Consider the following 4,653-nt stretch of genomic DNA (forward strand, 5'->3'; position numbering starts at 1 on the left):
GCAACTTTCGCCGCCTAGCAAAAGATGTCGAGGTATTGACGGCGACAGCGGAGAATTTCGTGCGCGTCGCCATGCTAAAAATAACACTTGCCAAACTACGATAGACATTAACCAGACAGCTTCTAAGTCAGGTGAGCAACTTCTCATCTTCTGCCGTCGTGATATCTATGCGATGGATATTGAGCGTGCGTTGCTGGCAGTAGGGAGGAGGGAAACGGCAGCTAGAAAAGAAGAGCCTTCTACTCCTTCCTGGCCGGGACCGGTAGAGCAAGGTTTAGCGGCAATGGTCCGCAAACACTCTGCAGTAAGGCATCGTGTAAATGATCGACGGATTTGAGAGGGCATCATTTGACTGACATAACGCTACTATGGGAATTTATATAAAATTAATTTCCTTGCACGTGTCCTGTTAGTGTTATTCATTACCTTTTCAAATTTATAGGAAGTAATAATGCTTTTAGATGTTTTTATTTTTTTACTAGGACTCGCTTTCTTTATAATTGGAGGACGCTATGTTCTTTCCTCTGGTTCGGAAGGAATAGAATTAAGTGAAGAAGCAGATAGACAAGGAGATCGATATACGTGGTCTAGGCAATTGCAGTTTGAAAAAACAGTTTCTTTCATGACTTTGCTGGATACGTGGCAACAGCAGGTTTTTTCATGATGGCCTAAGAATTCTATCAGTTATATAAAGCATTGACATGATTACTCAATGAAAAGGCCAACTGAATTTAGTTTTATAGCCTGCCTCTTCGAAACCATTATTCTAAGTAGTTCAATACTGTTAACGACGTTCAGAACCTTTCTAAGTTTCAATTAAGGAGTCACTTGCCTATAAATTTTGCTGGCTGCAATGAGCAGGGTAGCAACGAAAGAAGGTGAACAGCTGCCCACCTTCTGCCGGCGAGACATCTAATTCGATGGATGTTGAACATGCCTTGTTGGCTGAGAAGCGTCGGGAGCTAGCGGCTAGGAAGGATGTACTTCGACACCTTCCTGGCCTGGGCCGTTAGAGTATGGGTTGGCGGCTATGGCTCGCAGTCGCGGTGCTATCAGTCGTCGTATTCGGGATCGACCTGTGTGACTAATAATTGGCGTCAAAAAGATTCTGCCATACCCAAAGATTCAGTAAATACATTCCATATTCTGAATTTTGATTTCTCGGAGATCTTCATCAGCGTTTTCATCATTGTTGACTAACAATACAAAGTTCTCGAGCTGACCAGACTTATTTCTAAAGTAACGTTGATCGATTACGCTCCAACCTGGATCAACCGGAGGGCAATTGCCACTATTCCCCCCTGCTACTTGGTCAATTTCTATAGTGCTAAGTACTTTCATGATCTTTCCTCGCATACCGTTGATGGGTGCCAACACTAAAAAAGTGGTCAGCTGTTGGTGAGTGTAAAATATTAGTATTTACTAATGCATTTTGGTTCCTAGCTTCGAGCAACTTCGCTGCTAGTTAATCCACAGTTCACACAAATAAAATCCCACTCCGCCCTGTGTAGTGCCGCATCTGTACTGGATCTGGATCGTGCCTTGATGGCGGTGAAGCGAAGGGAGCTAGTAGCTAAGAAGGAAGTGCTTCCTACCCCTTCCTGGCCTGGACCGATTGAGTAAGGGTTAGCGGCCGTGGCTCACCAGCATTCTGCGTTAAGTTGACGTGTTAGCCGTTAGCCTTAATGGGTGCAGCGCAAGGCACGTACCTATAGTTTGGATTTGCTTTGACAATTCTCACTACCGTTCTGCCACCATCACCGGAGTGGAATTCATAAATGAACGGGGCTTCAGACGTGCTGCCACAATTAGCTGCGCCCGCAACCTGTCCGATTTCCATGCTATTGAGTGTTTGCAAAATTTTGGTTCTTTCAAAATGGATTGAGGGAACGTCTACAAGGCGATTCGCTGGTTACAGCGGGAAGGAGTAGCGAAAAAGGAAGGTGGACAGTTGCTCACCTTCTGCCGATGTGACATCTATTCAATGGATGTTGAACATGCCTTGTTGGTTGTGAAGCGAAAGGAGTTAGCAGCTAGGAAGGAAGTGCTTTCTACCCCTTTCTGGCCTAGTCCGATAGAGCAAGGGTTAGCGGCTGTGATTCGTAAGCGGAGTGTTGTGAATTGAGGGTTGTATAACCGCTAATCACAGAGCTAAATACAGAAAATGGTCTGAAATATGAGGCTATTTGTTCTAAGCATTTGTAAACAGATTGTCATGCCGCATACGAATATACCGCTTTGTTGCCGACCATAATTTGGATGGGGCATGAATTGATGTAGCGACAACAATAAACCTACAAAGCCAAACCAAGATGAAAAAGCAATTGCTCGCCCTCGCCGTATTCGGTGCACTGTCCGCTCCAGTCTTTGCGGATGACAGCAGTGTCAACCTGTATGGTCGCCTCGAAATGGGAATAGAGTCCAATGATGACGCCACCACCAATCGCCTGGTTGTACAAAACTTTATGTCACGTATCGGCTTCAAGGGAGAGGAAGACCTCAATAATGGCTTGAAAGCGGTTTGGCAGATTGAAACCCTCATTTCACCGGACGAGGCCACAGCCACTGCTTTTGCAACCCGTAACAGCTACGTTGGCTTGAAGGGTAGCTTTGGTACCATACTCAAGGGAAATTATGATTCCCCATTCAAGTCATTGGTTAGAAACGTTATCTTGTTGTGGAATCAAGTCGATGCAACGGAGCTGTTTATCCTTGGCAAAGTCTCTGCCGCAGGATTGGGTATGAACGCCAACGTTCGCCAGAAAAATGTCATTCAATACCACAGTCCCAACATGAGCGGTTTCCTAGTCAGGGCATCTTATGCGCCGGATGAAGCCAAGGTCAAAGGCGGCACCAACAAGCAGAGTTACGCATTTTCCGGTGAGTACGATGCGGGTATGTGGAACGTCGGTGCGGCCTACTATGTGAAGGAAGATGCCGCAATCCCAGGCAAAGATTTCAGTGCCATCAAGCTTATTGCCGGCATGAAGATGGGGAATGTTTCCTTAGGTGGCGCATATAGCAAGCTTGATAACGATGCGGGCAAAAAGACCGACGTCTTCATGCTTGCCGGCGCTTACAAGATGGGTACAACCACGCTGAAAGCATCAGTAGCCACAGCGCAGGAAACAGCCAGCAACGCCAAGGATGGTGCGGACTTCCTCGCGCTTCAAGTGGATTACACCATGAGCAAACATAGCACCCTGTACGGCTACTTGGCACAGCTCAAGAACGAAGATTTAGGTGTCGCCAAATTTGAGTCTGGTGACAACAAATTCGCACCAGTTGCCGGTAAAGACCCGCGTGTATTTGGCGTTGCAATTCGCCACATTTTCTAAGTACCTGTCTAAAGTCTCCTAAGTCATGGTGAAACAAAGCGGAACTGCCCAGAAAACAGGCATTTCTATATGGAAAATCAGCTCTTCAGCGTCATTTCCTGTGCAGTGTCGCTCCAACTATCGAGACTTCAGACAGGCTCTAAGAGTTCTATCTCAGCTGAGATGGGGCTAGTTCTAGTTGCAGGCGGTCTTAGTACAACTTAGTTTCTGCATTGAATTATCATGTTTCTGTTCATGCTTGTGCCTGCATGTAAGCCAAATTGATCCGACGTAATATCAGTATCTTCTTCCTCGTTTTTTTCCAGCACATCAAATCCTCTTTTACCGCAAATTTCTCCGGCCTTTTCGTAGCATGTGCCCCAGTTCGAGATACCTCCGCGGCAGGTGATGCTATGTCCAAGTTTCCCATCAGCAGTGTAAAGTTGGTTCGAAGTCGCACACGCACTTAGCCCGGCAACACTAAGTAGAAGGGTCAGTAGTTTGATGTGATGCGTAGCCATTTCGTAAGCGTCATCCCTATACCGTCTGTTCAGACGAACCGACACCCATCATGATCCTGCGCTCGGACACACAAATTTGTTTCCACAAAGCGGATTATGGACACAAATACAAAATCGCCGAAGGACGCCAAGCGCCCGCGCTACCGGCGCCACCCCATATCGTTCAAGCGCAAGATCGTGATCGAAAGCCTCAAGCCAGGCGCTTCTGTATCCCGTATTGCACGCCAGCATGACATCAATGCCAACCAGATCTTCGCCTGGCGCAAAGCCTATCACGAAGGCGTATATGGCAAGCCGGAAAGGGTAACGCTACTGCCGGTGACGATCAGCGAGCCGGCACAGGGTGCACCCGTGAACACGGGTAATCAATCGCGTTCTGCACCCAATGGCTGCATTGAACTGATGCGCGACGGCACCGCACTGCGTATCAATGGTCACCCAGACCCCAATACCTTACGCCTGGTCTTGGCGCACTGGTTCCGATGATCGCGCCACCGCCCGGCACCCGTATCTGGATTGCGGCAGGTCACACCGACATGCGCCGCGGTTTCGACGGACTGGCCGCCATCGTCCAGCAACAACTGGACACCGATCCCTTTTCCGGTCATGTCTTCGTCTTTCGCGGTCGGCGTGGTGATCGTATCAAGCTGCTCTGGTTCGATGGCGATGGCCTGTGCCTCTTCGCCAAGTGAATCCCCCCGGATAGTGAGGAGGCTCCATTTCTTGAGAGAATGGAGTTATGAAGAAGCCAACCAAGTATTCGCCAGAAGTCAAAGAACGCGCTGTCCGTATGGTTTTTGAACATCGGTCAGAGT

General features: G+C 48.0%; 6 protein-coding genes. 5 read left to right on the forward strand and 1 reads right to left on the reverse strand.

Annotated elements, in window-relative coordinates; genetic code table 11:
* Positions 1–337 (forward strand): hypothetical protein (locus ACUHMQ_RS20095; protein ID WP_445297230.1); only part of this gene is annotated, 337 nt, incomplete at its 5' end.
* Positions 338–451: 114 nt separating this feature from the next.
* Positions 452–664, forward strand: coding sequence for a hypothetical protein (locus ACUHMQ_RS20100; RefSeq protein ID WP_445297231.1), 213 nt, complete (start codon positions 452–454; stop codon positions 662–664).
* Between the two features lie 461 nt (positions 665–1,125).
* On the opposite strand, the gene ACUHMQ_RS20105 is transcribed toward ACUHMQ_RS20100, so the two are convergent.
* Entirely contained in the window at positions 1,126–1,341 is a 216-nt protein-coding gene (locus tag ACUHMQ_RS20105; protein WP_445297232.1) for a hypothetical protein, read from the reverse strand.
* Between the two features lie 971 nt (positions 1,342–2,312).
* Between ACUHMQ_RS20105 and ACUHMQ_RS20110 the strand changes: the two genes are divergently transcribed.
* From ACUHMQ_RS20110 to tnpB, 3 genes are all read left to right on the forward strand, one after another.
* Positions 2,313–3,338, forward strand: coding sequence for a porin (locus ACUHMQ_RS20110; protein ID WP_445297233.1), 1,026 nt, complete (start codon positions 2,313–2,315; stop codon positions 3,336–3,338).
* 596 nt (positions 3,339–3,934) lie between these two features.
* On the forward strand, positions 3,935–4,324 hold the full coding sequence (gene tnpA, locus ACUHMQ_RS20115; RefSeq protein WP_445297234.1) for an IS66-like element accessory protein TnpA: 390 nt from the start codon (positions 3,935–3,937) through the stop codon (positions 4,322–4,324).
* Positions 4,321–4,530 (forward strand): IS66 family insertion sequence element accessory protein TnpB, encoded by a 210-nt coding sequence (tnpB, locus tag ACUHMQ_RS20120; RefSeq protein ID WP_445297235.1) that lies wholly within the window; start codon positions 4,321–4,323, stop codon positions 4,528–4,530. Before tnpA ends, tnpB begins: the two co-directional genes overlap by 4 nt.
* The last annotated feature ends 123 nt before the right edge of the window (positions 4,531–4,653 follow it).

Source organism: Chitinimonas violaceus (assembly GCF_052601015.1).